General features: G+C 65.5%; 21 protein-coding genes. 10 read left to right on the top strand and 11 right to left on the bottom strand.

Annotated elements, in window-relative coordinates:
• The first annotated feature begins 47 nt into the window (after positions 1–47).
• Entirely contained in the window at positions 48–824 is a 777-nt protein-coding gene (locus XH79_RS27160) for an SDR family NAD(P)-dependent oxidoreductase (protein ID WP_271583585.1), read from the top strand.
• A 166-nt stretch (positions 825–990) separates the two neighbouring features.
• On the opposite strand, the gene mdlC is transcribed toward XH79_RS27160, so the two are convergent.
• From mdlC to XH79_RS27140, 4 genes are all read right to left on the bottom strand, one after another.
• Positions 991–2,613, bottom strand: a complete 1,623-nt coding sequence (gene mdlC, locus XH79_RS27155) for a benzoylformate decarboxylase (RefSeq protein WP_271583584.1) — start codon at positions 2,611–2,613, stop codon at positions 991–993.
• Between the two features lie 117 nt (positions 2,614–2,730).
• Positions 2,731–3,582: an FAS1-like dehydratase domain-containing protein gene (locus XH79_RS27150; RefSeq protein ID WP_271583583.1), complete on the bottom strand. Its 852-nt coding sequence runs from the start codon at positions 3,580–3,582 to the stop codon at positions 2,731–2,733.
• Positions 3,583–3,596: 14 nt separating this feature from the next.
• Complete coding sequence (locus XH79_RS27145) at positions 3,597–4,694, bottom strand: CaiB/BaiF CoA transferase family protein (protein WP_271583582.1); 1,098 nt, start codon at positions 4,692–4,694, stop codon at positions 3,597–3,599.
• Positions 4,695–4,703: 9 nt separating this feature from the next.
• Positions 4,704–5,873: an acyl-CoA dehydrogenase family protein gene (locus XH79_RS27140; protein ID WP_212348589.1), complete on the bottom strand. Its 1,170-nt coding sequence runs from the start codon at positions 5,871–5,873 to the stop codon at positions 4,704–4,706.
• A 125-nt stretch (positions 5,874–5,998) separates the two neighbouring features.
• Between XH79_RS27140 and XH79_RS27135 the strand changes: the two genes are divergently transcribed.
• Positions 5,999–6,919 (top strand): LysR substrate-binding domain-containing protein, encoded by a 921-nt coding sequence (locus tag XH79_RS27135; protein WP_271583581.1) that lies wholly within the window; start codon positions 5,999–6,001, stop codon positions 6,917–6,919.
• A 226-nt stretch (positions 6,920–7,145) separates the two neighbouring features.
• On the opposite strand, the gene XH79_RS27130 is transcribed toward XH79_RS27135, so the two are convergent.
• Positions 7,146–8,420, bottom strand: coding sequence for a cytochrome P450 (locus tag XH79_RS27130; RefSeq protein WP_271583580.1), 1,275 nt, complete (start codon positions 8,418–8,420; stop codon positions 7,146–7,148).
• Positions 8,421–8,516: 96 nt separating this feature from the next.
• Positions 8,517–9,782, bottom strand: a complete 1,266-nt coding sequence (locus XH79_RS27125) for a cytochrome P450 (protein WP_271583579.1) — start codon at positions 9,780–9,782, stop codon at positions 8,517–8,519.
• Between the two features lie 384 nt (positions 9,783–10,166).
• Here XH79_RS27125 and XH79_RS27120 point away from each other — a divergent pair, with 384 nt between their 5' ends.
• Positions 10,167–11,321, top strand: a complete 1,155-nt coding sequence (locus XH79_RS27120) for a YjgN family protein (RefSeq protein WP_442869973.1) — start codon at positions 10,167–10,169, stop codon at positions 11,319–11,321.
• A gap of 3 nt (positions 11,322–11,324) precedes the next feature.
• On the top strand, positions 11,325–12,437 hold the full coding sequence (locus XH79_RS27115) for a M48 family metallopeptidase (RefSeq protein WP_271583578.1): 1,113 nt from the start codon (positions 11,325–11,327) through the stop codon (positions 12,435–12,437).
• Here the strand turns inward: XH79_RS27115 and upp are convergent, their stop codons facing one another.
• Entirely contained in the window at positions 12,438–13,067 is a 630-nt protein-coding gene (gene upp / locus XH79_RS27110; protein WP_271583577.1) for a uracil phosphoribosyltransferase, read from the bottom strand.
• An 855-nt stretch (positions 13,068–13,922) separates the two neighbouring features.
• On the opposite strand from upp, the gene XH79_RS27105 reads away from it, so the two are divergent.
• Positions 13,923–14,486 carry a thermonuclease family protein gene (locus XH79_RS27105; RefSeq protein WP_271583576.1) on the top strand — a complete coding sequence of 188 codons (564 nt, stop codon included), beginning with the start codon at positions 13,923–13,925 and terminating at the stop codon, positions 14,484–14,486.
• A gap of 57 nt (positions 14,487–14,543) precedes the next feature.
• Here XH79_RS27105 and XH79_RS27100 read toward each other — a convergent pair whose 3' ends face one another.
• Both XH79_RS27100 and XH79_RS27095 read right to left on the bottom strand, forming a co-directional pair.
• Entirely contained in the window at positions 14,544–15,782 is a 1,239-nt protein-coding gene (locus tag XH79_RS27100; protein ID WP_271583575.1) for a URC4/urg3 family protein, read from the bottom strand.
• A 5-nt stretch (positions 15,783–15,787) separates the two neighbouring features.
• Positions 15,788–17,044 (bottom strand): GTP cyclohydrolase II, encoded by a 1,257-nt coding sequence (locus XH79_RS27095; RefSeq protein WP_271583574.1) that lies wholly within the window; start codon positions 17,042–17,044, stop codon positions 15,788–15,790.
• 376 nt (positions 17,045–17,420) lie between these two features.
• Between XH79_RS27095 and XH79_RS27090 the strand changes: the two genes are divergently transcribed.
• The 4 genes from XH79_RS27090 (at position 17,421) to XH79_RS27075 (ending at position 21,274) form a co-directional block, all read left to right on the top strand.
• Positions 17,421–18,548, top strand: coding sequence for a threonine synthase (locus XH79_RS27090; protein ID WP_271583573.1), 1,128 nt, complete (start codon positions 17,421–17,423; stop codon positions 18,546–18,548).
• Between the two features lie 9 nt (positions 18,549–18,557).
• Positions 18,558–19,211, top strand: a complete 654-nt coding sequence (locus XH79_RS27085) for a helix-turn-helix transcriptional regulator (protein WP_212348566.1) — start codon at positions 18,558–18,560, stop codon at positions 19,209–19,211.
• Positions 19,195–20,346 carry an alanine racemase gene (locus tag XH79_RS27080; protein ID WP_271583925.1) on the top strand — a complete coding sequence of 384 codons (1,152 nt, stop codon included), beginning with the start codon at positions 19,195–19,197 and terminating at the stop codon, positions 20,344–20,346. Before XH79_RS27085 ends, XH79_RS27080 begins: the two co-directional genes overlap by 17 nt.
• A 121-nt stretch (positions 20,347–20,467) precedes the next feature.
• Positions 20,468–21,274, top strand: a complete 807-nt coding sequence (locus tag XH79_RS27075) for a class I SAM-dependent methyltransferase (protein WP_271583572.1) — start codon at positions 20,468–20,470, stop codon at positions 21,272–21,274.
• Positions 21,275–21,387: 113 nt separating this feature from the next.
• Here XH79_RS27075 and XH79_RS27070 read toward each other — a convergent pair whose 3' ends face one another.
• Positions 21,388–22,203 carry a DUF2927 domain-containing protein gene (locus tag XH79_RS27070; RefSeq protein WP_271583571.1) on the bottom strand — a complete coding sequence of 272 codons (816 nt, stop codon included), beginning with the start codon at positions 22,201–22,203 and terminating at the stop codon, positions 21,388–21,390.
• 84 nt (positions 22,204–22,287) lie between these two features.
• Positions 22,288–22,866 (bottom strand): L,D-transpeptidase, encoded by a 579-nt coding sequence (locus XH79_RS27065; protein WP_271583570.1) that lies wholly within the window; start codon positions 22,864–22,866, stop codon positions 22,288–22,290.
• 267 nt (positions 22,867–23,133) lie between these two features.
• Here XH79_RS27065 and XH79_RS27060 point away from each other — a divergent pair, with 267 nt between their 5' ends.
• Positions 23,134–24,681, top strand: a complete 1,548-nt coding sequence (locus XH79_RS27060) for an acetolactate synthase large subunit (protein ID WP_271583569.1) — start codon at positions 23,134–23,136, stop codon at positions 24,679–24,681.
• The last annotated feature ends 31 nt before the right edge of the window (positions 24,682–24,712 follow it).

Below are 24,712 nucleotides of genomic sequence, written 5' to 3'. Positions count from 1 at the left end.
ACAACTATATGCGCAAAGCGGCGCATGCAAGCGTTTTGGAGTCGACCATGAGCGGAACTCTGCCAACCGGGATGCGGATGAGCGGCAAGGTCTGCCTGGTCACGGGCGGTGGCAGCGGCATCGGCCGCGCTACGGCGTTGCGGATGGCGTCCGAAGGGGCGGAAGCGGTCATCATTGCCGGCCGGCGCGAAGCCGAGATCGAGGCAACCGCCGCGGCGTGCCGCGAGCTCGGCACGGAGGCGATCGCGCTCAAGACCGACATCACGCGCGAGGACGAGGTCGAACGGCTGGTGCGCACCGCCATTGAACGTTGCGGCCGTCTCGACGTCGCCTTCAACAATGCCGGCTTCCAGGAGCGCCGCGCGCCTCTGGAAGAGCAGGGCACCGACATCTACGACAGCGTGTTCGACACCAATGTCCGTGCGCTGTTCCTGTGCCTGCGGCATCAATTGCCGGCGATGTTGGCACAGGGCCGCGGCAGCATCGTCGTCAATGCCTCCGTCAGCGGCATGCGCAATCCCAATCCCGGCTTCTCGCTCTATTCGGCCTCGAAGGCCGCCGCGATCTCGCTGACACGCTCGGCGGCGATGGAGAACGCCCCGCGCGGCATCCGCATCAACGCCGTCGCGCCCGGCCGCGTCGTCACCGACATGATGCTGCGCGCCGGCGTCGGCGATGTCGCAACTGTCAGTGCAGGCCTGCCGCTGCGGCGGATGGGGAGCCCGGAGGAGGTGGCGGAGGCCGTGGTGTGGCTGTCGTCGGATGCGTCGTCGTATGTCGTCGGCCACGTGCTGGCGGCGGACGGGGGATTTTTGGCGTCGTAGTTTCGGGGGTGCCACAAATTCAGTGTGGTCCCGGCGAAGGCCGGGACCCATAACCCCAGGGAGAAGTTTGGCGAAGACCGGTCGCTATTGACCTATCGGTACTAGCACCTGCGCTAGGACCGATAGATCACGCGGTATGGGTCCCGGCCTTCGCCGGGACGACACCTCAATGCTTCTGTCCGTACAGCACCGGCACCGCGGAATCCACGACGACCTCCACCAGGCTCGTGCCCTCGAACGCCATCCCGCGCTTGAGCGCTTCGCCGAGCTCCGCGGCCTTCGTCACGCGCACCGCATCGCATCCCATGCCTTCGGCAAGCCGCACGAAGTCAATCCCCGGCAGCTCCAGCCCCGGCACGTTCCGCACCTGCATCACCCGGCTGAACGAGCGCATGGCGCCGTAGCCGGAATTGTTGATGACGACCACGGTCAGCGGCAGCTTGCGCTGCGCCGCCGTCCATAGCGCCTGGATCGAATACATCGCCGAGCCGTCGCCGATCAGGCAGACCGTGCGGCTCTTTGGCTTGCCCAGCGCCATGCCGACGGCGGCGGGCAGGGAGTAGCCGAGGCCGCCGCTCGCCATGGTGTAGAAGCTGTCCTGGCCGCGCATGGGCAGGAATTTCTGCATCGCCGGTCGATGCGAGGGCACTTCCTCGACCAGCGATGCGCCGTCAGGCATCGACTGCGACAGCGAATGCAGCAGGAATTCGACCGGCAGCGGATCGGCGGCCTGCGGCGCCGGCGGCAGCATGCGACCTTTGGGCGTGGCGCGTTTGCTCTCAGGGAGGAGGTCAAGCAGCAGGCTCAGTGCCGGCTTCATCGTCGCGATGATGCTGGTGCCGACGGGCGTCACGGCGGCAGCGTCGGGATCGTCGGTGATCTGGAAGATCGTCGCGCCGCCGTCAAAGATCGCGGCATGGCCCTCGACGTGGAAGGTGAACACCGGCGCGCCGATGACGACGACGAGGTCATGCTCGCGCAGTGCGTCGGACAGCTGCGCGGGCGAGGCATGCAAAAAGCCCGCGAATTGCGGATGCCGCTCGGGGAACGAGCAGCGCGCCGAGAACGGGCTGACCCAGATGCTGGCCTTGGCCTTCTCGGCCACGCGCACCATCAGGTCGACCGCGCCGGCGCGGTCGACGCCGGGGCCGACGACGAGGGCAGGGTGCTTGGCGGAACCGAGCGCGGCAACCAGCGCCTTCATCGGGTCAAGCTCAGGTCCGATCTCGCGGCTGACCTTGCGGGCCTCGACCGGCACGGTTGCATGCGCCCAGTCGTCGATCGGGATCGACACGAAGGTCGGCCCGCACGGCGGCTGCATCGCGGTGTAATAGGCCCGCGCGATCGCGGCCGGCACGTCCTCGGGCCGCGCCGGCTCGACGCTGTACTTCACATAAGGCCGGGGGAATTCCGACGCACGCTCGGCATAGAGGAACGCCTGCAAGGGCAGGATCGAGCGCGCCTGCTGGCCGGCGGTGATCACCAGCGGCGTCTGGTTGCGGTGTGCGGTGTAGATGTTGCCGAGCGCGTTGCCGACGCCGGCCGCCGAATGCAAATTGACGAACCCGGCATTGCGCGTCGCCTGCGCGTAGCCGTCGGCCATGCCGACGGCGGAGGCTTCCTGCAGCGCCAGCACATAGTCGATGTCGTCGGGCCAGTCGCTCAGGAACGGCAACTCGGTCGAGCCGGGGTTGCCGAACACCCTGTCGATGCCGAAGGAACGCAGCAGGTCGAGCGTTGCCTGCTTCACGGTGACGGACTTGCTGCCGGTCTTGCCGTTCTTGGCCATGGTTTCCGTCCCCGTGTGCTTATTGCTTGGTTCGTCATTCCGGGGCGCGAAGCGAACCCGGAATCTCGAGATTCCGGGTCCGGTCCTACGGACCGTCCCGGAATGACGGTGTATGTATCACCACACCGCCGTGCCCTTCATCGTCGGCTGCCCTTCCGCGTTCGCGGTCCACAGCTCCATGCTCTCGCCGCTGTCATTGGCGTTGACCGAAAACTCCGTGCCCTCGAACAGCGGCTGAAGCCCGCGATAGGTGAACTTCTTCGGCGCCTTGCCGCCGTGCAGCTTCGCCGCCATCTCGATGATGAGCGCGGCCTGCAACGGCCCGTGGAAGATCAGGCCCGGATAACCCTCGACCTTGGTCACGTAGTCGCGGTCGTAATGGATGCGGTGGCCGTTGAAGGTCAGCGCGGAATAGCGAAACAGCAGCACGGGATCGGAGACATGGGTCTCGCGGTGCTGGGCCTTCGGCGGTGGAGGCGGCGCCTTGGCGCCAGTGGGCGCGCTGCTCGTCATCTCGCGATAGACGATGTCCTGCCGCTCGCGGATGGCGACGCCGCGTGGACTGGAGATGCTGTGCTCGACCGAGACGAAGCACAGCGTGCCGGTCGATCCCGTCTTCACCTGCACGTCGGCAATGCGCGAGGTCCGCGTCGATTCATCGCCGACCTGCAGCGGTTGCAAGAACTCGATCTCGCCGCCGGCCCACATCCGGCGCGGCAGCGGCACCGGCGGCAGGAAGCCGCCGCGGGTCGGGTGGCCGTCGGGTCCCAGCATCGACATCGGGAACACCGGCTGTGCCAGACACCAGTGCACCGTGAAGGGCGCGGCGTCGCCCGCCTTGGGCTCGCCGACCTCCTGGAACAGCGTCGCGCGCAGACCCATGACGAGCTGCGCGGTGACGATGTCGGTGGCCTCCGCGCTGCGGCCGATCCATTGCCGCAAATGATCGATGTCGAGCTTCTCGGTCATGACGCCTCGCTCTGTTACTTCTTGGGATTTTCGCCGATCGCGGGCACGGCGCCATAGCTGCGCGCCTCGCCGACGATGATCGGCGCCGGCGCGGGATAGCTGACGCGGCCGTTCGGCGTGTCGACCTCGATGCGGCGCAGATGCGGATGGCTGGTGAGGTCGGCCATGGTGTTGACCTCGGCAAAGGCGATGTCGGCATCGGATAGCCGCTTGAGCAGCTCGTCGCGCGTCATCCTGCCGAAGATGTCGGCGACCGTCTTGTCGGTGAAGTCGCGGTTGCGTACGCGCTCGACCATGTTGGCGACGCGGGGATCGGCGGGGAGGTCCGGCTGATCCAGCACCTTCGCGCACAGCGTCTTCCACTCCCGCTCGCTCTGGATCGAGATCAATATGTCCTTGCCGTCCTGCGAGGTGAACACGCCGTAGGGCGCGATCGAGGGATGGCGCAGACCCATGCGCTTCGGCGGATTGCCGGCCTCTGCATTGAGCAGCGGCACGGTGCACCAGTCCGCCATCACGTCGAACATGGAGATGCGGATGTCGGCGCCTTTGCCGGTGCGCCCGCGCCCGATCAGCGCTTCCAGGATTGCCGCGTGCGCGGTCGCGCCTGTCGCAACATCCACGATAGACATGCCGACGCGCGAGGCGCCGTCGGGATTGCCGGTGATCGAGGCAAGGCCGCTCTCGGCCTGGATGAGCAAGTCATAGGCCTTGCGATGGGCGTAAGGGCCTTCGTCGCCATAGCCCGTGATCGTGCACGAGATCAGCTTCGGATAGTCCTTCAAGAGCCGCTCGCGGGAGAAGCCGAGCTTGTCCATCGAGCCGGGCTTCAAGTTCTGGATCAGCACGTCGGCGCTTGCGATCAGCTTCTCCAGCTCGGCGCAGCCTTCCTTTGTCGCGAGATCGACCACCGCCGACTGCTTGCCGCGGTTGAGCCACACAAAATAGCTGCTCTGGCCCTTGGCTGCCGCGTCATAGCCGCGGGCGAAATCGCCTTCGGGCCGCTCGATCTTGATCACCTCCGCGCCGGCATCCGCAAGGCGCGAGGAGCAGAACGGCGCCGCCACCGCCTGCTCGACCGCAATCACCCTGATCCCGTCAAGTGCTCCCATGGTGCAACCTCAGTACGAGCGCGGCATGCCGAGCACATGCTCGGCGACGAAGGACAGCACGAGGTTGGTCGAGATCGGCGCCACCTGGTACAGCCGCGTCTCGCGGAATTTGCGCTCGACGTCGTATTCCTCGGCAAAGCCAAAGCCGCCATGGGTCTGGATGCAGGCATTCGCCGCTTCCCAGGACGCGTCCGCCGCCAGCATCTTGGCCATGTTGGCCTCTGCGCCGCAGTCGAGCCCGGCCTCGTATTTGCGCGTGGCCTCCTTCACCATCAATTCGGCCGCTCGCATCGAGGCATAGGCCTTGGCGATCGGGAACTGGATGCCCTGGTTCTGGCCGATGGGACGGCCGAAAACGCTGCGCTCCTTGGCGTAGTTCGTCGCCTTGGCAATGAACCATTTGGCGTCGCCGATGCATTCGGCCGCGATCAGGATACGCTCGGCATTCATGCCGGAGAGGATGTAGCGAAAGCCCTTGCCTTCCTCGCCGATCAGATTCTCCGCCGGCACCTTCATGTCGGTGAAGAACACTTCGGTGGTGGCGTGGTTCATCATGGTGCGGATGGGGCGGATCTCCAGGCCATTGTTCTTGGCCTCGCGCATGTCGACGATGAAGACGGAGAGACCATCCGTGCGCTTCTTGGCCTGCTCCTTCGGCGTAGTGCGCGCCAGCAGCACCATCAGATCGGAATGCTCGGCGCGGCTGGTCCAGATCTTCTGGCCGTTGACGATATAGCTGTCGTTGCCTTCCTTGCGCGCAAAGGTCTTCAGCGAGGAGGTATCGGTGCCGCTGGTCGGCTCGGTGACGCCGAACGCCTGCAGGCGCAATTCGCCGCTCGCGATCTTCGGCAGGTATTTTGCCTTCTGCTCGGCATTGCCGTGCCGCAGCACGGTGCCCATCGTGTACATCTGGGCGTGGCAGCCGCCGCCGTTGCAGCCCGCGCGCTGGATCTCTTCCAGGATCGCCGCCGCGGCGGACAGTTTCAGCCCCGCGCCGCCATATTCCTCGGGGATCAGCACCGAGAGATAGCCGGCCTCGGTGAGCGCATCGACGAAGGCCTTGGGATAGGCCATCTCGCGATCGAGCTTGCGCCAGTATTCGCCGGGAAACTGCGCACAGAGCTTGGCGACGGCTTCGCGGATGTCGGCGTGATCTTCGGTGTGGTGTTCTTCACTCATGGCGTTTCCCGTATGTAGCGGCAGTTAAGATAACGCCGGCCGATCCTCAGGCGTTGTGAAAACAACGCCCGCCCCCTATGCTCATTTGCTATAGCGTATGGAGTAGCCTTCCAGGATTGGCAAGCATGGATTTCCGGCAGCTCAGGACCTTCAGTTGCGTGGCGGAGCTCGGCAGCCTCTCCAAGGCTTCCGACACGCTGCGCGTGGCGCAGCCGGCGCTGTCCAGGCAGATCAAGCTGCTGGAACACGAGCTGCGCACCGAGCTGTTCACCCGCAACGGCCGCGGCATGGTGCTGACCGAGGCCGGGCGTCTTTTGCTCGCGCGCACTTCCGGCATCGTGCGGCAGATCGATCAGATCCGCGACGACATCCAGTCGGCCAAGGGGCCGCCGTCCGGCCAGGTCGTGCTCGGCCTGGTTCCGACCGTGAGCTGCGTGCTGTCGGCGCGCTTTGCGCGGCGCTGCGTCGAAAAGTTTCCCGGCATCTCGCTGCGCATTGTCGAGAGCTACAGCGGCCATCTGGTCGAATGGCTGCATCGCGGCGAGATGGATCTCGCCATCCTCTACGGCCGCTCGGCCGATCTGCACCTCAATGTGCAGAGCCTCGGCCGCGACAACATCGTCGCCGTCGGCCCGCGCGGCTGCGGCCTCGCGCGCAAGAAGAACGTCGACATCGGCTGGCTGCTCCGGCAACGCCTGGTGCTGCCCAGTCATTCTCACGGCCTCCGCGCGCTGATCGAGCACGCCGCCGCCCAGCGCAAGATCAAGCTCGACGTCCAGCTGGAGGCGGATTCGTTCCGCGTGCTGACGAGCCTCGTCGAGGAAGGGCTCGGTTTCGCGCTGCTGCCGCCCTCGTCGGTCCACGGCGAGGTCGCGGAGGGGCGGCTGGAAACCACCGCCGTGTCCAAGCCGATGACGCGCGAGCTCATTTTCGCTTCTCCAATCGACCGCCCGGCCTCGACGGCCTCGCTCGCCATCACCGCGCTTCTGCGCGAGGAAGTCGCCGCCTGCCGCAAGGAAGGCGTGTGGGACATCAAGTTGAATTAGATGCTGTGTCGTAGAACAGTCGCGCGCCATCTTGCCTTCGCATCTGGCGCGATCTGTCATGCCGGAATTTTATAGCTGGAGGTGCCAGTTCCTCATCCTGAGGGGCGCGCTCTTGCGCGCGTCTCGCAGGATGAAGGCCCGGCCGGTGGCCTCGCCCTTCGAGACGCCTGCTTCGCAGGCTCCTCAGGGTGAGGGGACAAAGTTGGGCGCGCCGCGCGTCCTCGTCTCAGGCCGGAATCCTCACCGGCAGTGACTCATACCCCTTGATAAAGCTCGAATAGATCCGCTTGGGCTCGCCGACCACCTCGATGCGGTCGAACCGCTTCAGCATCTCCTCCCAGACGATCCGCAACTGCAGCTCCGCAAGCCGCATGCCGACGCAGCGGTGGATGCCGAAGCCGAACGAAAGGTGCGTGCGCGGGCGCGGGCGGTCGATGATGAACTCGTTGGGGTTCTCGAACATCTCGTCGTCGCGGTTGCCCGAGACGTACCACATCACGACGCGGTCGCCCTTCTTGATGTGCTTGCCGCCGATTTCGGTATCGGCAAGCGCGGTGCGCCGCATATGCGCGAGCGGCGTCTGCCAGCGGATCACCTCGGGCACCATGGAATCGATCATTTCAGGGTTGGCGCGGAGCTTGTCGTACTGCTCCGGGTTCTCGTTCAGCGCCAGCACCGAGCCGGTCATGGTGTTGCGCGTGGTGTCGTTGCCGCCGACGATGAGCAGGATGATGTTGCCCATGAGGTTGTCGGGGTCCATGTGCCGTGTGGCGTCGTTATGGGCCATCAGCGACAAGAGGTCGTTGCGCGGCGCGGAGTTGACGCGCTCGTTCCAGAGCCTGGACATGTAGGCGTAGCACTCGTCCATCTCGCGGCGGCGCTCCTCGGCCGAGGCGACGATGCCGCTCTTGGGCAGCGCGGTGGAGACGTCGGACCAGCGCGTCAGCTTGCGCCGCTCCTCCCAGGGGAAGTCGAACAGGGTCGCCAGCATCTGCGTGGTCAATTCGATCGAGACGCGCTCGACGAAATTGAAGGTCTCGTTGCGCGGCAGATTGTCCAGCACGGTCTGCGAACGCTGGCGGATCAGCTTTGCCAGCTCGTCCAGGTGTGTCGGCGTGAACATCGGCGACACCGTCTTGCGCTGCGCCGAATGCCGGGGCTGGTCCATCGCGATGAAGCTCGGATAGTCGTAGCCTTCCGGCACGTCGCGGATCGAGATGCCGCCGAGTGTGGAGTCCGACGAGAAGATGCCGTGGTTGGTGTCGACATGCATGATGTCGTTGTATTTCACCACCGACCAGTACGGCTCGATTGGCGCGTTGGTGCAGTAATGTACCGGCTCTTCCTTGCGCAGCCGCTCGAACCACGGCCACAGCGTGTCGTCCTGGAACAGCCGTGGGGCGCCGGGATGAAATTGCGCCAGCGGCGTCGCATAGGCTTCCTCGCGCGCCCTGCGCATGCGTTCGGCCCTGTCCACTTTAACCGGCGCTTGGATGTTCATGGTCGTGGCTCCAGTTGGTGCTTCCTTCGCCTCTCCCCGCCCTGTCACGCCGTAGCTTCAGCGAAGGCGGATGCGGGGAGAGGGGGAGTTCTTCGTTTACGCCGCAATCTTCACCGGCAACGCCTCAAGCCCCTTCACGAAACTCGAATAGACCCGCTTGGGTTCGCCGACCACGTCAATATGGTCGAAACGCTTGAGGATCTCCTCCCAAATAATCTTGAGCTGGAGTTCAGCAAGCCTGAGGCCCACGCAGCGGTGGATGCCGAAGCCGAAGGAGAGATGCGTGCGCGGCCGCGCGCGGTCGATGATGAAATCGTAAGGTTTCTCGATCGCCTCTTCGTCCCGGTTGCCGGAGACGTACCACATCACGACCTTGTCACCTTTCTTGATCTGCTTGCCGCGGAACGCGAAGTCGGAGAGCGCGGTGCGCCGCATATGCGCCAGCGGCGTCTGCCAGCGGATCACTTCGGGGACGAAGCTGTCGAGCAAGGCAGGGTTTTCGCGCAGCTTGCGATACTGCTCCGGATGCTGGCTCAGCGCGAGAAGCGAGCCCGACATGGTGTTGCGCGTGGTGTCGTTGCCGCCGACGATCAAGAGGACGAGATTGCCGAGGAAGTTCTTGGCGTCCATGTCACGCGTCGCGGCGCCATGCGCCATCATCGACAGGAGGTCGCTCTTCGGCGGCTGTTCGATGCGCTCCTTCCAGAGGCGGGCAAAATAGCCCGCGCATTCCGTCAGCTCGGCCTGCCGCTCGTCCTCGGTGGCGACGAGGCCGTCGGGACCGGGAATGGTGGTGGCGATATCCGACCAGCGCGTCAGCTTGCGGCGGTCCTCCCAGGGGAAGTCGAACAGCACCGCGAGCATCTGCGTGGTGAGCTCGATCGAGACGCGGTCGACCCAGTCGAACATCTCGCCGCGGGGAAGATTGTCCAGGCACTCGGCCGAGCGCTTGCGGATGTTGAGCGCGAGATTGTCCAGATGCGTCGGCGTGAACATCGGCGCCACGGTCTTGCGCTGGGCGGCGTGGCGCGGCGGATCCATCGAGATGAAACTCTCGCGGCGCAGATCCGGATCGATGTCGCGGATGGTGATGCCGCCGAGCGCGGAAGCGGAGGAGAACACCGAATGGTTGGTCTCGATCTCCATGATGTCGTTGTAGCGCGTCACCGACCAGTACGGCCCGAACATCGAGTCCTTGCAGTAGTGCACGGGATCTTCCCGGCGCAGGCGATCGAAATACGGCCAGAACGTATCGGTCCTGAACAGCTCCGGATCGCCCGGATCGAACTGCTCCAGCGGCAATGTCGACGCGCGCTCGCGAAGTGCGTCGAGCTTGGACGCGCTCTCCATGGTCCCATGCATGACCGTTCTCCCTGGCATTCCTCCGCGCGTCTTTTTTGAATTCTGCGCTGCGGTATTTGATTTGCAATTACAGCCGGTTGTCTGCGCCGGAGCAAGGGAGAGTTTTGCCACATCCAACCCTTGCGAGAGGGCGGGAGCGTAGCCCGGATGGAGCGAAGCGAAATCCGGGACAGTGCCAATGGTGGCTCGAAACCCGGATTACGCTTGCGCTCCATCCGGGCTACGGGACATCCGCCGGCGTGACCTGCCGCACGCCGTTCGTCATGAAATCATGCAAGAAATCGACCTGGAATCGGGGTAAATCGAACCCGCCCATCTTGGGGATCGACCAATCTCTGATCTATAAGTTTGATCCCGACAGGTCCGCACCCCGAGGTTGCCGCCGTGAACGACATGCAATGGGCCCCCATTGGCTCCGAACCGGTCCCGCCGCCGCTGCCGCCGACGCGCGTGGAGTTCAGCGGCGACCGCTCCGAGTTCCGCAAAATGGTCACCAAGGGTGCCATGCTGGAGCTCGTCACCTTCGGCTTCTACCGGTTCTGGCTGGTCACCGACATCCGGCGTCATCTGTGGACGCATACCGCGATCGACGGCGACGCCGCCGAATATACCGGCCGGGGCAAGGAGCTCTTGATCGGCTTCCTGTTCGCACTCGCGATCCTGGTGCCGATTTATCTGGCCTACTTCCTCATCGGCATCGAGTTCGAGCGCTGGCAGGGGTTTGCCTCGACGCCGCTGTTCATCAGCTTCTACGCCTTCGGCCAGTTCGCGATCTTTCGCGCGCGGCGCTATCGCCTGACGCGCACGGTCTGGCGCGGCGTGCGGTTCTGGATGGACGGCTCGGGCTGGGCCTATGCGTTCCGCGCCATGGCGTGGGGCCTCCTGGTGTTCCTGACCCTCGGCCTGGCGTTGCCCTGGCGCGAGGCTTCACTCGAACGTTACAAGATGCGGCACACCCATTACGGCGATTTGCGCGGCGATTTCGAGGGCAACGGCTGGACCTTCTTCAAGCGCGGCTGGTGGCTGTGGTTGCTCAGCCCGATCGCGCTGATCATCTTTCCGCTCGCGCCGTTCTTCTATGCCGAGTTCAAGGCGCGCGAGTGGCGCTGGTGGCTCGACGGCATCCGCATCGGCGGCGTCAGCCTGTCCTCGGAATTGCCGCACAACGCGTTCTACGGCCTGTACTGGAAGGTGATCGGCTGGTGGGTGCTGCTCTCGATGATCTTCGGCGCCTATCTCGGAGGCGCCACCGCGCTGGTCGTCCAGCTGAGCGGCCTTTCGGCCGAGCAGCTGTTCGGGCCCGGCGATCCCGCCAAGAGCATCCCGATGCTGGTGATCATGGTCATCGGTTACTTCGCGGTCGCCCTTGCCATCAACATCGTGATGCGCGTCTATCTTCAGCGTGATCTCTGGGCCAAGGTGCTGGAGACCGTCGAGGTGCACAACATCGCGGCCGCTGCGGACGTGCGCGGCAGCGGCGAGCTTGCCAGCGCGCTCGGCGAAGGCTTTGCCGACGGGCTCGATGTCGCGGGATTCTGAGCTGTGAGTGAGTTGTCTACCGAGGCCCCGGCGCAGCCGGCCAAGCCGACCATCTTCTTCGACGGCGTGTCGAGCCGCAGGCGGCAGGTCTCCCTGACGCTCGGCGATGCGCTCGAGATCGTCGAGGAGGGCGGAACGCCGGTGCGCTGGGCCTATGCCGACATCCGCCGCGCCGACAGTCCCGCTGGCGTCCTGCGTCTCGCCTCGACCTCCGCGCCGCCATTGGCGCGGCTCGAGATCCGCGACGCCGCCCTGGCGGCGGATGTGATTGCCCGCTGCCCCCGTCTCGACGAGCACCAGACCTCGCGCCGCGGTATCGCCAAGATCGTCGGCTGGTCGGTGGCGGCTGCCGTCTCCATCGTCTGCGTCGTGCTGTTCGGCGTGCCGCTCGCCGCCGACCGTCTCGCGCCGCTGGTGCCGAAACCGATCGAGCGGCGCATTGGCGATGCGTCGGAAGTCCAGGTGAAAACCATCTTCGGCCGCAACGTCTGCGAAGACCCCGCGGGCAAGGCCGCGTTCACAAAACTCGTCAACCGCCTGCGCGATGCCGCCGGCCTCGACGACGATTCCATGACCGCCGGTGTGCTGCCGACCTCGGTGCCGAACGCCTTCGCACTGCCGGGCGGCAAGGTGTACCTGCTGAAGGGCCTGCTCGACAAGGCGGAGAACCCCGACGAGATTGCCGGCATCCTCGCCCATGAGCTTGGCCATCTCAAGCACTACGACAACATGCGCGGGCTGATCTACAACGGCGGCACGTCGTTCCTGATCGGCCTCTTGTTCGGCGACGTCACCGGCTCCTCCGCCGTGATCTTCGCCTCGCGTAGCGTGGTCGAGGCTTCCTATTCGCGCGAGGCCGAGACCGCTGCGGATACGTTCGCGATCGAGATCATGCACAAGCTCGGCCGCTCGCCAAAGCCTGCGGCCGAGCTGATGTTCCGCATCACCGGCAAGGAAGGCGGCTCCGGTCTGACGAATATCCTCGCCAGCCATCCGCTGACCGAGGACCGCCTCGCCCGCATGACGAAGGAAGATCGTCCTGTCAGCGGCCCGCCGCTGCTGACCGACAAGGAATGGCAGGCGCTGAAGCTGATCTGCGGCAGCGGGAAAATCTAACTATCGCGTTCCGTAGGCGCGATCGCCGGCGTCGCCGAGGCCGGGCAGGATGAAGCCGTTCTCGTCGAGACCTTCGTCGACCGCGGCGGTCCAGATCGGCACATCAGGATGCAGCCCGCGCAGCCGCTCGAGGCCCTCAGGCGCTGCGATCAGGCAGGCCAGGCGAATGTCCCTGGCGCCGCGCTCCTTCAGCCGGTCGATGGCGGCGACGGCCGTGTTGGCGGTAGCGACGACAGGCGTCACCACGATCGCGAGGCGCTCGTGGAGGTCTGACGGCGATTTGAAGAAATACTCGACCGCGGCAAAGCTCTCCGGCTCGCGGTAGAGGCCGATATGCGCGACGCGCGCGGTCGGCACCAGGTCCATCATGCCGTCGACGAAGGTGGTGCCGGCGCGCAGCATCGGCACGAACACCAGCTTCTTGCCGGCGATCTTGGCCGAGTGCATCGTCGCCAGCGGCGTCTCGATGACGGTGTCCGCGAGCGGCAGGTCGCGCGTCACCTCGTAGCACAGCAGCATGCCGATCTCCTTGATCAGCTCGCGAAACGACTTGGTCGAGATGGATTTGTCCCGCACCAGCGTCAGCTTGTGCTGCACCAGCGGATGATCGACGATCGTGACGCCTTCCATGTAATGCTCCTGACGAAATGCACTTTGTTGAACTATGCGAGCCGATGCTTCTTCCATTCTCCCATTGCGGGAGCCTGATCGCGAGAAAAAACCTAACGGAATGACGTCGTTAGGTTTTTATTGTCTTCCGTTGTGTCCCGAAGCGCTTTTGGAATGCCCGGCGGCTCCTGTGGATACGCTGGCGGCCTCGCCCGGCGCCCTTGTAGCCTGTCGCCCGGCCGCGCTCTACGGCCTTCCTACGGCCTCGCCCGTGCGCTGGTGCGGCCCTGCCCGGTGTTCCCGCGGCCCTTCGCGCCCCGGCCTCTCTGCGGCCGTCCTAACCGGCTTGCGCGACGTGTCGCTTGTCATTGACGCGCGCGCCGGCCGCCGTCTTGGCGCCGCTGCCGCCGTCGTCGCGACGCTGCGCGCGCCTGTTGCTGCTGTCGTGACGCTGCGCTTGATGGTGATGACGTGACGGCGCGATGCCGCCAATCTACACTCGCGCTTGTTGGCGATGACGCGCGGCGACGATGATGCGCTGCGTCTAACAAGGACGATGTTAGTCGTAGCTGCTGGCGGGGAACCGTCGAAGGATGGCGACCCACCGACCGTGCGCGGGGACCGCGCGACCGCCCGGTGTGAGGATATTTGCCACTCGCGAATCGCGTTTAATTTTTGCACCAGCTCGCACACAAAGGCGTTGGGCGATGTGGCTTGATAACAGACGAGCAAACGGTGCTGCTTATCGTAACGATCGCGGTGATGGGGTGTACCCTCTAGCCGTGGCATCGATTAACAAATAAATGGCGGCGGAAAACAAGAACGCCTGCTTCAAATCTAGTACCACCTTGTCTTTTCTCTCCATTGGAAGGCGACGTGGATACTTCCATTATCATCTTCGCAGCGCTGGCGGTCTTTGTATGCCTGCGCCTGTACGGTGTCCTCGGGCAGCGCACCGAGAATGAAGACAGCGCCTTCCTCAATCGCCTCTCCGTGATCGCAGTCCTTTTAGCCGTAGTGCTTTACGTCGCCAGCGAAGTCCCAGGACGACATTGGGTGAACGCCAATGCCGTATCCCACATGACAACCATCAGCGGCCCCGCCCGCGTAATCGACGGTGACACCGTCGTCGTCGCGGGCACGACGGTACGCCTAAACGGCGTCGATGCTGCCGAGCTGGGGACAGCGCGCGGCGAGAACGCCCGGCGGGTGATGGTCACGCTCGTCACCGGGACGCTGACCTGTCGCTTGACCGGCGAAAAAACCTATAGCCGCGAGGTCGGCTATTGCACCACAGCCGACGGCACCGACATCAATCGAGCGATCATCGCCCAAGGTGCCGCTCTGGCGTGTCCGCGCTACGACACCCGTTACGTGTTTTTCGAGCAGGAGGCCGCGTTGGCGGCGCAAACACGGTCGTCCTATTGCGTGAAGCGCTAGGCGATAGCAATCCCGACCCGCTGCCACCGGCCTTACTTGCCAACAATGGGGAGAGGGTTAGAACACCGTGCCGTCGCTGATCACCTTGAGCGGCGGCGAACCATCGGGACGGCGCGCAAACGCAATGGCGCGGCCGGCGGCCCAGGTGCCGCCTTCCAGAATGCTGGCGAGCGGTAATGTCTCGGGCGTGCGGCCGAGCTTGGCGCGAACCCGTTCGGCAAGACGATCCAGCAGCGCCACCGTCAGCGCGCGCCACTCCACGACGAGGAGGGAATCCACCGCATGCGCGCGATCGGCGTCGGCGGCATCGCGCAGGCGCAGCACCTCGTGATCGACGAACAGGCCGCCATTGCGGTACTCGGCAAGGCCGGTCAGACCGTCGATGTCGGTGACGGCAAATCCGGCGCGCTGCAGCGGCTCGATCAGCGAGTAGCTCAGCCATTGCGACAGCTTGTGCAAGGGCACGAGACCTGCCGTGCCGTCGTCCGCCTTGATCGCCGGATGCCGCCAGCAATCGCCGAGCGGGACGCCCGCGAGCTCGAGCCGCGACGGCCAGATCGGCCCGAGCTGGTTCAGCACCGCCGACAGGATGGCGGGCGCGGTGACGGCACCGCCGACGGCTTGCGCCGCGATGTGATCGAACAGCCCGCCCGGCCGCGGCGTGTCGTGCAGGCCGAACACGTCCGCACGCTCCGAGACCTGCTTGCCAAGGCGCCGGAGCAGGTCGGTGCGTCCTTCGAGGCCGAGCAGCGGATTGGCATCGCTGACCTGAAAGGCGGAGGCGAGAGAGGCGAGGGCCAGCTTTGCCAGCACGTCCGCATCGGCCCTGAACGGCGCGTGTGCATCGCCGGAGAAGAGCCCGCTCGCGAACATGTCGAGGCTCGCAATCGCAAGCCCCTCGGACCGGCCGATGGCTTCGCCCGTCACGGCATCGCGGTATCGCCACGCAGCGCCGGCGCCGGCATCGAGCAGCACGGAAACGATCGCGAGGTCGAACTCGGCCCGCGCCCGCGCGGCGCGATCCGGCCATGATGCGGCGTCGGCAAGCTGCGCCCAGCGGTCGACGCCGCCGAGCACAAAGTGCCGCCAGCGCGCATGGAAGGGGACGTCCAGCGTCGGATAGGCTTTTCGCGTGACCGCGAGAACGGCATCCGCAACCCCATCCATACGGCCGAGATCAACAGTGAAATGGGTGAGCCCGCCGGCAAGGCCAAGCTCGAGCATCTGCCCGGCGCGCGTCCGCACCGCTTTTGCGGTGAGCAGCGCGCGCGCCTGCAGTTCCAAACTCTCCGTCATCGCGATCAGTATTTTTCCAGGGAACGCCCGACCACGCCGTTGGCGTCCTTCTCCGGCGCGATGTCGGCCGAGTAATAGCCGGCGGCCTTCTTCGCCGCGATCTCGACATAGGCGTCGGCGGGGATCAGCTCCGGCGGGATCGGCACGCGCTCGACGATGTCGATGCCTTGCGAGGTCAGCGCGTCGTATTTCATGTCGCTCATCGACAGGAATCGGTCGATGCGCTTCAAGCCGAGCCAGTGGATGGTATCGGGCATCAGCTGCTGGAAGCGCGCGTCCTGCACGCCGGCGACGCATTCCGTGCGCTCGAAATAGGCCGCGGCCGCGTCGCCGTCCTCCTGGCGCTTGCGCGCATTGTAGACCAGGAATTTGGTGACCTCGCCGAGCGCGCGGCCCTCTTTCCGGTTGTAGACCACGAGCCCGAGCCCGCCCTCCTGAGCGCCGCGCGCGGATTCCTCGATGCCGTGGATGAGATACGGCCGGCAGGTGCAGATGTCGGAGCCGAACACGTCGGAGCCGTTGCACTCGTCGTGCACGCGGCAGGTGATTTTTGTGCGATGGTCCGGCAGTTTTGTCACATCGCCGAACAGATAGACCGTGGTGCCGCCGATCGGCGGCAGGAACACCTTCATGTCAGGCCGGGTCACGAGCTCGGGGAACATGCCGGCGGTCTGCTCGAACAGCGTGCGCCGCAGCTCGGTCTCGCCGGTGCCGAAACGTTCGGCAAGGCCGGGCAGGTACCAGACCGGATCGATCGCGATCTTCACCACCGAGACGCTGCCATTGGCGTGCACGACCTCTCCGTCGGCGCGCAGGCGTTTTGCCGCCAGCGCCTCGCGGATCTCCGGCAGGTCCAGCCGCGCCCGCGTCACCGCGATGCTCGGGCGGATGTCGGCGCCTTCGGCGATCTCCTGGCGGAAGTTTTCGGCGACGAGATGCCCCCAGGGATCGAGCGCGACGATCTTTGCGGGATCGCGCCACTGCTCGAACGGGCCGATGGTCGCGGCAGGAAATGTGTTGGTGAGGTCGGGCCGCCGGATCGGATCGAGCGCGCCGGCGGACACGGCGAGCGCCCGGTACATCGCGTAGGAGCCGCCATGGCTGCCGATCACGTTGCGATCCCCGGCGCGCGACACTGTGCCGATGATCGGCCCGCGAGTGCGCGCGTCAGTGGCGCCCCAATGGATCGGAAAGGCGGCCTTCCTGCCCGGCTCCGGATGGGAGGTCAGGCGGATGTGGTCGGTACGGTTCGCGCGGCTCATGTCCAGGCTCCCAAAAAGCCAACGGCCCGCCGCTCGGACGGGCCTGGCTCGCTTGCGTTGCGGGTGCGGAGCACCGGCGGCGCAAGCTCAATCCAACATATTGTAGCGGTCAGTCGCGACAGACAAGTTAATCGTGCTGCGCGGGCAGGGCCGCTCGCGGCCAAATTCTCGTCATCGACGGGCAGGCCCGGCTCGCCCGAAGGCCACCTCGTCGCTCCCCGGCCGAATTCTGCCGTTCGACTTTCGGACAGGTCTAAGAATTTGAAATAGTTCTATTTTTTCTCCTTTCAAGGGATTGCCGCGTCGGTTGCCGAGGCTAGACAAAACGTATATAATCAGACAAATCGTATAGATCGCCTCTGCCCCGGAGCCCGCCATGCCCGCCGCCAGCTACATCGATCCCCGCAACGGAAAGCTCTATTCTCTTGATCAGCCGCGCTGGTGCTCGGACGAGCGCACGCCGCTACTGGTGACGCCGGGCGCGGGGATATCGCGCGAGGATATCGACAGCCGGACGCGCTCGCTCTGGCGCTACAGGGCGGCGCTGCCGGTCGAGATCGCGAACCCGATCACGCTCGGCGAAGGCTGCACGCCGCTGGTCCAGCAGGACTGGGGCGAGCTGCGCCCGTTGTTCAAGCTCGAATGGTTCAACCCGACCGGCAGCTTCAAGGACCGCGGCTCGGCGGTGATGCTGTCCTTCCTGCGGCAGATCGGCGTCGACGCGATCCTGGAGGACTCCTCTGGCAATGGCGGCTCGTCGATGGCCGGGCTGGGTGCCGCCGGCGGCATGCGCGTGAAGATCCTGGCGCCGGCCTCGACGTCACCGGCCAAGATCGCGCAGGTGCGCGCTTACGGCGCGACGGTGCAGCTGGTCGAAGGTCCGCGCGAGGAATCGGAAGCGGAGGCCATCCGCCAGTCGAGCGAGACATTCTATGCCAGCCACAATTGGCAGCCATTCTTTCTGGAAGGCACCAAATCGCTCGCCTATGAAATCTGGGAAGACCTCGGCTTTCGCGCGCCCGACAACGTCATCGTCCCCGTCGGTGCCGGCAGCAGTCTTCTTGGTTGCGCCTTTGGCTTCCGCGAGCTTCTGAAGGCCGGACAGATTTCGAAGCTGCCGCGTCTGTTCGCGGCACAGCCGCAAAACTGCTCGCCGATCGATGCGAGCTTCAAGGCCGGCGTCGATACGCCCGTCGCGCGCGAGGTCAGCAAGACCATCGCCGAAGGCACCGCGATCAAGAATCCCCTGCGCCTGCGCGAGATCATCGCTGCGTTGCGCGAGAGCGGCGGGGGCACCGTCGCGCTCACCGAGGATGAGATCGTCGCCGCCCTGCGGCGTCTGGCGCGGCGGGGCCTGTTCGCCGAGCCGACCAGCGCCAGCGCAGCCGCCGCATTGGAAAAACTCTCCGCTGCCGGATCGATCAAGGCGGGTGAGACCACGGTTGCGGTGCTCACCGGCACGGGCCTCAAAGCCGCGACCACCGTCGCCGATCTCGTGCGGTAGGGCCAGGTGATGAGCCGCAGCAAATCAGCCGTCCCGAACAAGGTCGCCGCAGAGCGCAAGCTGCTGTTCGATCAGTTGCAGCAGATTGCGCAGGGGTTGGGAGAGACCTTCGCGCCGTTCTGCGAAGTCGTGCTGCACGATCTCACCGACCCCAAACAGGCGATCGTCGCCATTCACAACAATCTGTCAGGCCGCAAGGTCGGCCAGCCCGCAACCGAGCTTGGCCTCGCGCGCATTGCCGACCCCGACTATGCGCAGGTGATCTCGAACTACGCCAACAGCTTTGCCGACGGAAGGCAGGCCAAGAGCACCTCGATCGGTATCAAGGGGGCGGACGGTTCCTACATCGCTGCGCTCTGCCTCAACGTCGACCTGACGCTGTTCCAGGGCTTGCAGAGCGCCATCGGCCAGTTCGTCAGCGTCGATGCGCAGAACGGCCCGCGTGAGTCGCTGAGCCCCGTCGGCGCGGACGCCATCCGCGCCCATATCGACCAGTTCGCCGCACGCCGCGCCACCACGCCCCGCGCGCTCAACACCGAGGACCGCCGCGCGCTGCTGCGCGAATTGCGCGACGCCGGCTGCATGCAGGTACGTCGCTCCTCGGACATCATCGCGGCTCATCTCGGAGTGTCGCGTGCCACGGTATATGCCGATGCCCGTTAACGCAGGTTTGCTGGATCTGGAAACGCCCTGTCTGCTGCTCGACGAGCAGCGGCTCCGCGCCAATGTCGCGCGGATGAAGGCGCATCTCGCGCCTCTCGGCGTCGCCTTCCGCCCGCATCTGAAGACCGCGAAATCGCTCGACGTCGCGCGCATCGCCATGAGCTCGCCAGCCGGGCCGGGCACGGTCTCGACATTGCGCGAGGCCGAATATTTCGCGGCCGGCGGCGTGCGCGATATGATCTACGCTGTCGGTATCGCGCCTGCGAAGCTCGCGCGCGTCTCCGCCATTCGCGCCACCGGCGCCGATCTTGCCGTGATCCTCGACAGTTTGGAGCAGGCCGGCGCTGTCGCCGCGCATGCCGCGCGCACCGGGGATGCCATCCCCGCGCTGATCGAGGTCGACGCGGACGGGCACCGTTCCGGCGTCGCACCGACCGACGCGGCAGCGCTGGTCGCCATCGGCAAGTGCCTGGTCTCGGGCGGCGCGACCTTGCGTGGCGTGCTGCTGCACGCCGGCGACAGCTACGCACTGAACGATCCCGCAGCCATCGCGGATGCGGCGGAAGCGGAACGCATCGCCGCCGTGACTGCGGCGAACGCGTTGCGCCGCGCGGGTCTGCCCTGTCCCGTCGTCAGCGTCGGCGCGACACCGACCGCGCGCTATGTGCGCGACCTGACCGGCGTCACCGAAGTGCGCGCGGGTGTCTTCATGTTCGGTGACCTCTATCAGGCCGGCGTCAGCTCGGTGACGATGGACGATCTCGCGCTCTCTGTGCTTGCCACCGTCATCGGCCACCAGAAGGCAAGGGGCTGGATCGTCACGGATGCCGGCTGGATGGCACTGTCGCGCGACCGCAGTACGGCGAAACAGGCCCTCGACCAAGGCTATGGCGTCGTCTGCGATCTCGCTGGAAAGCCCTATCCGGACCTCATCGTGACCGATGCCAACCAGGAGCACGGCATCATCGGCCTGCGCAAAGGCTCCAATGCCCCGCTGCCCAACCTGCCCATCGGCTCCCGCGTCCGCATCCTCACCAACCACGCCTGCGCGACCGGCGCGCAATATGATCGCTATCAGGTGCTGGACGAGGAAGGTCGAGTGAGCGCGGTCTGGCCCCGGATCAATGGCTGGTAGGAAGGCCGAAACGCGCCGCGAGATTGCGAAATTGTGTCCTCGCCGCCGCCCGTGAGCCGTTGAACCTTGGGCCTTCCTCGCCAGCCTCATGAAGATCGACCTCGAGCAAAGGGAGAGTTCCATGACCGCTCAGGACCCGTTTGCAGGTTTCAAGGCCATCCAGAAGGAAGCCTGGTCGCTGTTCACGCCGATGGAGGTCTTCACGACTCCGACCGCGGCCAAGCTGGTCGGTTTTGCCGGCGTTGCCGCCGGCCAAAAGCTGCTCGACGTCGGATGCGGCACCGGCGTTGTCGCGATCACCGCCGCGCGCCGTGGTGCGAAGGTCAGGGGTCTCGACCTCTCGCCGGTTCTGATCGAGCGCGCCCGCGAGCACGCAGGGCTGGCGAATCTCGATGTCGACTTCGTCGACGGCGACGCCGAAAGCCTGCCCTATGGCGACAGCGAGTTCGACGTGGTGCTGAGCCAGTTCGGCCACATGTTCGCGCCGCGTCCGGACGTCGCCATCGGCGAGATGCTGCGCGTGTTGAAGCCCGGCGGCACCATCGCCTTCTCCACCTGGCCGCCGCATCTCTACGTCGGCCGCATGTTCGCGCTGGTCGGCCGCCATCTGCCGCCGCCCGAGGGCGTCGCATCACCCGCGTTATGGGGCGATCCGAAAATCGTCGCCGAGCGTCTCGCGGGGAAGGCGAAGGAAATCTCGTTCGAGATGGACATGATGACGCCGTCCACACTCAGCCCGCAGCATTTCCGCCGCACCATGGAAGCGACGATCGGGCCTTTGATCAAGCTCGTCGCCCAGTACAAGGACGAGCCGGACAAGCTCAGCAGCTTCCGTGCCGAGTTCGAGGCGTTGATCTCGGAGTATTTCGACGCCGGCAACAACGTGATGCGCCAGCAGTTTCTGATGACGAAAGCAAGGAAGGCGTGAGGGCGCGCTCGAAGGCGAATGTGCTGCGAGACAGGGCGCCTTGCTGATCCTCCCCTCCAGGGGAAGGTCATCGCATGTGGCATTTTGCGCAGCCTGAGCGCGTCAGTGGCGCCTCACTCCCTCAGATCATTCACCCGCCTCACCCAGCTGCGCACATCCGCAAGCACTTGCGGCAGCACGGCCTTGACCTCGGGCACCGTCATGCCGGGCTTGATGCGGGGGTCGTAGAGCAAATTGAGGATGTACTGGTCGTAGACGTCGAAATAGCCCATCGAGACGTTGTCGTTGAACATGGTCCACGGCACGCTGGTGGTGTCGTTGATCGGCCCGAGCGATTGCAGCAGCTCCTCATAGGCGCAGTCGAGGAAGGTGAAGTCGCCATTGTCGACGGTGAGGATGACGTCGGAATGCTCGATCTCGAAATTATCGTTCTTGCGGAAGCCGGACAGGCATTGCGGATCGAGCGAGGTGCGGATCTCGCGCGCCTTCTCCGCGCCGTAGAAGCTGGTGAGGGTGCGAAACAGATCGCGGTCGCGCACCAGCTTGACCCGCACATTCGCCGCTTCGCTGCTGTCGATCATGGCGATGTCGAGATGCTGCACGCGCTTGCCGATGTCGGCGACGACCTTTGCCAGCTGCGCCTTGCGGTCGGCGCGATCGCTCTCGGCGAACACGCGCACCGGCCCGTCGAACTTGCGGATGCGGTCGACACGGCCGGCGAGGTGATATTCGGCGCCGAACGCGGTCTTGAGAAAACCCTCGACGATCTCGCCGTCGGAAAAGCTCTTCCTCTCGGCGCGCTGGCGCGAGGCGATCGCGGGCAGTTCGCCCGCGGCGGCCATGGTAGCGGTGTCAGGCACGCATGTGAGCGTTGCGAGCGCCAGCAGGGCGATGCGAAGGGCAGCCGAGGGCAGGTCCAATGCGCTCATCGTTGTGCGACGCTGCCGTATTCGCGCCGCGCGCACAAGACCGCAAATTCACGCGCCCTGCGGGTTCCTGCTGTGGCTGTTCGGTCAGTTGTTCAGCACCACCACGGTGGTGCCGACCGAGACGCGGCTGTAGAGGTCGGTGACGTCGTCATTGGTCATGCGGAAGCAGCCCGAGGAGACCGCCTGGCCGATCGTCTCCGGCTCGTTGGAGCCGTGGATACGGTAGAGCGTCGATCCCAGATACATGGCGCGGGCCCCGAGCGGATTCTCGATGCCGCCCTTCATGTGGCGCGGCAGGTCGGGCCGGCGGGCCAGCATCTGCGACGGCGGCGTCCAGGCCGGCCATTCCTTCTTAGCGGTGATCCTGTGCACCCCGCCCCAGCGGAAGCCGTCGCGGCCGACGCCGATACCGTAGCGCAGCGCCTGGCCGTTCTGCAGGACTAGGTAGAGCCGCCGCTCGGACGTGTTCACCACGATCGTGCCGGGGGCGTAATTGCCGTTATACATGACGGTGGTGCGGGGGATCGGGCTGGAGCCGCCGCGGAAGAAATTCGGGCCGCCGCCCATGATGTCGCGCGAGTCGAACTCCTCGGCGAGCGCGCCGCCGGCCGTGGCGGTCAAAAGTGCGATGGCGGCAATCGGCGCGGCAAGAAACCGGATCATTGTCTCCCCCGGAAAAAAAATCGATTCAACACACGTCAGAGGCCATATTTGCGAGGGTTTCGCAAGCCACGGCCCCGTGAGGAACCCCATGCTTAATGAATGGCGTTACCAAATCGGCAACTGCACCAATTCGTCGGAAAGCGTTAGCCAAGCCGGCGCGTCGCCGCGCGGGGCAGGGCCGCAATGGCCGCTATTGCTTTGACGCGGCCTGCGAACAATGATTGGTCGATGGATCACTCGAAATCGCCGGTTGCGGGAGCAAAAAGAATGAATGGTGCGGAAAGCCTGGTGCGGACGATGGTCAAGGGTGGGGTCGACGTCTGCTTCACCAACCCCGGTACCTCCGAGATGCATTTTGTCGCGGCGCTCGATCGCGTTCCCGGCATGCGCTGCGTGCTCGGCCTGTTCGAAGGCGTTGTGACCGGCGCGGCCGACGGCTATTACCGCATGAAGGGCACACCGGCCTCGACCCTGCTGCATCTCGGTCCCGGCCTCGCCAACGGTCTTGCCAATCTGCACAACGCCAAGAAGGCCAATTCCGGCATCGTCAACATCGTCGGCCAGCACGCGGTCTACCACATCGACTACAACGCGCCGCTGACCTCCGATATCGAGGGCCTGGCCCGGCCGATGTCGTCCTGGGTCCGCACCTCGCCGAATTCCAAATCGGTCGCCGCCGATGGTGCCGCGGCCATTGCCGCCGCCAAGAGCGCGCCGGGGCAGATCGCGACCCTGATCCTGCCCGCCGACACCGCCTGGAACGAGGCCGACGGCATTGCCGAGGTGCCGGCCGAGCAGCAGCGCGCCAGCTATTCGCCGCAGGCGGTCGAGCGGGCCGCCAAGATCCTGCATGGCGACGGCGAAGGCACGCTGCTGTTGATGACCGGCAGCGCCCTCAGCGAGCAGGGCCTGGCGTTCGCCGAGCGCATCGCCAACAAGACCGGCTGCACCGTGATGGGGCCGACTTTCCGCCCGAAGATGGCGCGCGGCCGCGGCCGCTTCTCGATCGACCGCATCCACTACGTCATCGAGAACGCGCTGCCGATGCTGGCCAAGTTCCGTCACATCGTGCTGGTCGAGTCCGACGACCCCGTGGCGTTCTTCGCCTATCCGAACAAGCCGAGCATGCTCAAGCCCGAGGGCTGCGAGGTGCATCGCATGACCTCCTGGGGCGAGAATTCGGTCGCAGCCCTGGAAGCGCTGGCCGGTGCCGTGAAGGCGAGCGCCAGGGACGTCAAGCCGCAGGCGCTTCAGGAACTGGTCAAGCCGACCGGCGCGCTGAATTTCGCCTCGATCGCGCAGGCGATTGCCTGTGCGATCCCCGAGAACGCGATCATGGTCGACGAGTCCTTGACCACCGGCCGCGGCTTCTTCCCGCCGACCGCGGCGGCGGCTCCGCACGACTGGCTGCAGAACATGGGCGGCTCGATCGGCTTCTCGACGCCGCTGTCGATTGGCGCGGCGATCGCCTGCCCGGACCGCAAGGTCATCACCATGGTCGGTGACGGCAGCGCGATGTACACCATCCAGTCGCTGTGGACCCAGGCGCGCGAAAACCTCAACATCGTCACCATCGTGTTCGCCAACCGCATCTACCAGATCCTGCGCGGCGAGTTCGACAATGTCGGCGCCGGCGAGCCCGGCCAGCGCGCCAACGACATGCTCCGCCTCGACCGGCCGACGCTCGATTTCGTTGCGCTGGCCAAGGGCATGGGCGTGCCGGGCCGCGCCGTCACCAATGCCGACGAGTTCAACAAGGCGCTGGCCGAAGCCGTCGCTGAGCCCGGGCCGCGGCTGATCGAAGTCCAGATGTAAGGCGAAGCATCCAGAGCGCCGAGGGCCCGGA

The organism is Bradyrhizobium sp. CCBAU 45389, assembly GCF_028128625.1.
GTDB classification, from domain to species: Bacteria; Pseudomonadota; Alphaproteobacteria; order Rhizobiales; family Xanthobacteraceae; genus Bradyrhizobium; species Bradyrhizobium liaoningense_B.
Note: the sequence above shows the minus strand (reverse complement) of the source record. Positions and strands in the feature narration are given on the sequence as shown.

Excerpts from the sequence above, each read along its gene's own strand:
- XH79_RS27160 (WP_271583585.1), top strand. The coding sequence starts at position 48 with ATGAGCGGAACTCTGCCAACCGGGATGCGGATGAGCGGCAAGGTCTGC.
- mdlC (WP_271583584.1), bottom strand. The coding sequence starts at position 2,613 with ATGGCCAAGAACGGCAAGACCGGCAGCAAGTCCGTCACCGTGAAGCAG.
- XH79_RS27150 (WP_271583583.1), bottom strand. The coding sequence starts at position 3,582 with ATGACCGAGAAGCTCGACATCGATCATTTGCGGCAATGGATCGGCCGC.
- XH79_RS27145 (WP_271583582.1), bottom strand. The coding sequence starts at position 4,694 with ATGGGAGCACTTGACGGGATCAGGGTGATTGCGGTCGAGCAGGCGGTG.
- XH79_RS27140 (WP_212348589.1), bottom strand. The coding sequence starts at position 5,873 with ATGAGTGAAGAACACCACACCGAAGATCACGCCGACATCCGCGAAGCC.
- XH79_RS27135 (WP_271583581.1), top strand. The coding sequence starts at position 5,999 with ATGGATTTCCGGCAGCTCAGGACCTTCAGTTGCGTGGCGGAGCTCGGC.
- XH79_RS27130 (WP_271583580.1), bottom strand. The coding sequence starts at position 8,420 with ATGAACATCCAAGCGCCGGTTAAAGTGGACAGGGCCGAACGCATGCGC.
- XH79_RS27125 (WP_271583579.1), bottom strand. The coding sequence starts at position 9,782 with ATGCATGGGACCATGGAGAGCGCGTCCAAGCTCGACGCACTTCGCGAG.
- upp (WP_271583577.1), bottom strand. The coding sequence starts at position 13,067 with ATGGAAGGCGTCACGATCGTCGATCATCCGCTGGTGCAGCACAAGCTG.
- XH79_RS27100 (WP_271583575.1), bottom strand. The coding sequence starts at position 15,782 with ATGACGGAGAGTTTGGAACTGCAGGCGCGCGCGCTGCTCACCGCAAAA.
- XH79_RS27095 (WP_271583574.1), bottom strand. The coding sequence starts at position 17,044 with ATGAGCCGCGCGAACCGTACCGACCACATCCGCCTGACCTCCCATCCG.
- XH79_RS27090 (WP_271583573.1), top strand. The coding sequence starts at position 17,421 with ATGCCCGCCGCCAGCTACATCGATCCCCGCAACGGAAAGCTCTATTCT.
- XH79_RS27085 (WP_212348566.1), top strand. The coding sequence starts at position 18,558 with ATGAGCCGCAGCAAATCAGCCGTCCCGAACAAGGTCGCCGCAGAGCGC.
- XH79_RS27080 (WP_271583925.1), top strand. The coding sequence starts at position 19,195 with ATGCCGATGCCCGTTAACGCAGGTTTGCTGGATCTGGAAACGCCCTGT.
- XH79_RS27075 (WP_271583572.1), top strand. The coding sequence starts at position 20,468 with ATGACCGCTCAGGACCCGTTTGCAGGTTTCAAGGCCATCCAGAAGGAA.
- XH79_RS27070 (WP_271583571.1), bottom strand. The coding sequence starts at position 22,203 with ATGAGCGCATTGGACCTGCCCTCGGCTGCCCTTCGCATCGCCCTGCTG.
- XH79_RS27065 (WP_271583570.1), bottom strand. The coding sequence starts at position 22,866 with ATGATCCGGTTTCTTGCCGCGCCGATTGCCGCCATCGCACTTTTGACC.
- XH79_RS27060 (WP_271583569.1), top strand. The coding sequence starts at position 23,134 with ATGAATGGTGCGGAAAGCCTGGTGCGGACGATGGTCAAGGGTGGGGTC.